3 protein-coding genes are annotated in these 2,654 nt (G+C 60.5%); all 3 read left to right on the top strand.

Features of this window, described 5'->3' with window-relative positions; all coding sequences use genetic code 11:
* Positions 1–912 (top strand): thiolase family protein (locus GFC01_RS17585; RefSeq protein WP_152948447.1); only part of this gene is annotated, 912 nt, incomplete at its 5' end.
* Positions 913–1,023: 111 nt separating this feature from the next.
* Positions 1,024–1,872: a 3-hydroxybutyryl-CoA dehydrogenase gene (locus GFC01_RS17580; RefSeq protein ID WP_341474085.1), complete on the top strand. Its 849-nt coding sequence runs from the start codon at positions 1,024–1,026 to the stop codon at positions 1,870–1,872.
* 15 nt (positions 1,873–1,887) lie between these two features.
* Positions 1,888–2,654 (top strand): enoyl-CoA hydratase-related protein (locus GFC01_RS17575; RefSeq protein ID WP_152948446.1); only part of this gene is annotated, 767 nt, incomplete at its 3' end.

Raw genomic sequence — 2,654 nt, 5'->3', positions numbered from 1 at the left:
AAAGCCATCGCCCTGGGCGCCCAGTCCATCATGGCCGGGGAAGCGGAAGTGGTGGTGGCCGGGGGCATGGAAAACATGAGCCAGGCACCCTACGCCCTGCCCCGGGCCCGCTGGGGCTACCGCATGGACGTATCCGCCAGGGGGGAATGCCTGGACCTGATGGTCTACGACGGCCTGTGGGAAATCTTTTACGGGTACCACATGGGCAACACGGCGGAAAACGTGGCGGCCCGCTACGGCATCACCCGGCGGGAACAGGACGAAATGGGGCTTTTAAGCCACCAGCGGGCCAGGGCGGCCATCAAAGAAGGCCTTTTCAAAGAAGAAATCGTACCCGTACCCGTACCCCAGCGCAAAGGGGACCCGGTTCTGTTTGACACCGACGAGCGGCCCATGGACACCAGCCTGGAAAAAATGGCCCGCTTGCAACCGGTATTCCGCCCGGACGGCACGGTAACCGCCGGCAATGCCTCGGGCATCAACGACGCCGCGGCGGCGGTGGTGCTCATGTCCCGGGAGAAGGCGGAAGCCCTGGGCTTAAAACCGGCAGTGGCCATCCGCTCCTACGCCTCCGGGGGAGTGGACCCGGCCTACATGGGCGTCGGTCCCGTTCCGGCGGTGCGCAAGGCGCTGCAAAAGGCCGGGCTCACGGCGGCGGACCTGGACGTCATTGAGCTCAACGAAGCCTTTGCCTCCCAGGCCATCGCCTGCATGCGGGAACTGGACTTGAGCCCGGACAAAACCAACCCCCTGGGCAGCGGCATCTCCCTGGGGCACCCCATTGGCTGCACCGGCGCCCGGCTGATGGTCACCATCATGCACCACATGCGGCGGAACAACCTGCGTTACGGCCTGATCACCATGTGCATTGGCGGCGGCCAGGGCATGGCCATGGTGGTGGAAAGGGTTTAATCAGCCGGTGAATGGGGAAATGGGACGGCCTTGCCGTATCGGGTCAAACCCCGCATTAACATACGGAAACCTGAAAATAATCTCGATGGTAAAGGAGGAATAGAAGTGGACGTGCAAAAGATCCTGGTCATCGGCGCCGGGCAAATGGGCTCGGGGATAGCCCAGGTGGCGGCGGCGGCCGGCTGCCGGGTAATTTTAAACGACATTAAAGACGAATTTGTCCAGCGGGGATTGGGCAATATTGCGAAAAACCTCGCCCGGGATGTGAGCAAGGGGCGGCTGGAAGAAAGCCACAAGGAAGCCATTTTACAGCGCATCACCCCTTCCACCAGCCTGCAGGACGGCAAAGACGTGGACCTGGTCATTGAAGCGGCCATAGAAAACATGGAGATCAAATCCAAGATCTTTAAAGACCTGGACGAAATCTGCCCGGCCCACACCATTTTAGCCACCAACACATCCTCACTGCCCATCACCGAAATAGCCGCCGTAACCAGAAGGCCGGAGAAGGTCATCGGCATGCATTTCATGAACCCCGTGCCGGTGATGAAACTGGTGGAAATCATCCGGGGACTGGCCACCGCCGATGAAACCTTTGCCGTGGTCAAAGAAATGAGCGAACGCATGGGCAAAGTACCGGTGGAAGTCAACGACGCCCCCGGCTTTGTTTCCAACCGGGTGCTCATACCCATGATAAACGAAGCCATCTACTGCGTCTATGAAGGCATAGCCACCCCCGAGGCCGTGGACCAGGTAATGAAACTGGGCATGAACCATCCCATGGGCCCCCTGGCCCTGGCCGACCTCATCGGTCTGGACACCTGCCTGTCCATCATGGAAGTGCTGCATAAAGGCTTCGGCGACAGCAAATACCGCCCCTGCCCGCTGCTGCGCAAATATGTGGCCGCCGGCTGGCTGGGGCGGAAGACCGGCCGGGGCTTTTACGTGTACGATAAATAAAGCGGGGGTGTAAATATGTCCTGGAACAACATCCTGGTGGAAAAGGACGGCTTCGTGGCCGTATTGACCATCAACCGGCCGAAGGTACTGAATGCCCTGAACCGGGAAACATTACAGGAAATAGGAGCGGCCGTGGACCAGCTGGCCGCCGATGATGGGGTCAGGGTGATCATTATCACCGGGGCCGGGGAAAAGGCCTTTGTGGCCGGGGCGGACATTGCTTTCATGAGCAAACTTACCCCCATGGAAGCCCGGGATTTCGCCCGGCTGGGGCAGGGGGTGCTGAGCAGGATAGAAAACCTGCCCAAACCGGTGATAGCGGCGGTGAACGGTTATGCCCTGGGGGGCGGCTGTGAACTGGCCATGGCCTGCGACATACGCATTGCCTCGGAAAAGGCCAAATTCGGGCAGCCGGAAGTAAACCTGGGGCTGATTGCCGGGTTTGGGGGCACCCAGCGCCTGACGAGGCTGGTGAACCCCGGCCTGGCCAAGGAAATACTCTTTACGGCGGATATGTATGACGCGGAAGCGGCCCGCCATATGGGCCTGGTCAACCACGTGGTACCGGCCGATGATCTGCTGCCCTTCTGCAAGGACATGGCCCGGCGCATTGCCGCCCGGGGACCGGTGGCCGTGCGCCTGACCAAGCAGGCGGTGAACGAGGGTTTGGAAATGGATCTGGAAAAGGCCCTGGCCCACGAGGCGGATCTTTTCGGCCTGGTCTTTACCAGTGACGACCGGAAAGAGGGGATCGATGCCTTTTTAAACAAGCGCAAGCCCGA

Origin of the sequence: Desulfofundulus thermobenzoicus, from assembly GCF_009428905.1 — a bacterium.
Lineage (GTDB): Bacteria > Bacillota > Desulfotomaculia > Desulfotomaculales > Desulfovirgulaceae > Desulfofundulus_A > Desulfofundulus_A thermobenzoicus.
The sequence above is the reverse complement of the archived record's forward strand: the minus strand, read 5'-3'. Positions and strand labels throughout refer to the sequence as shown.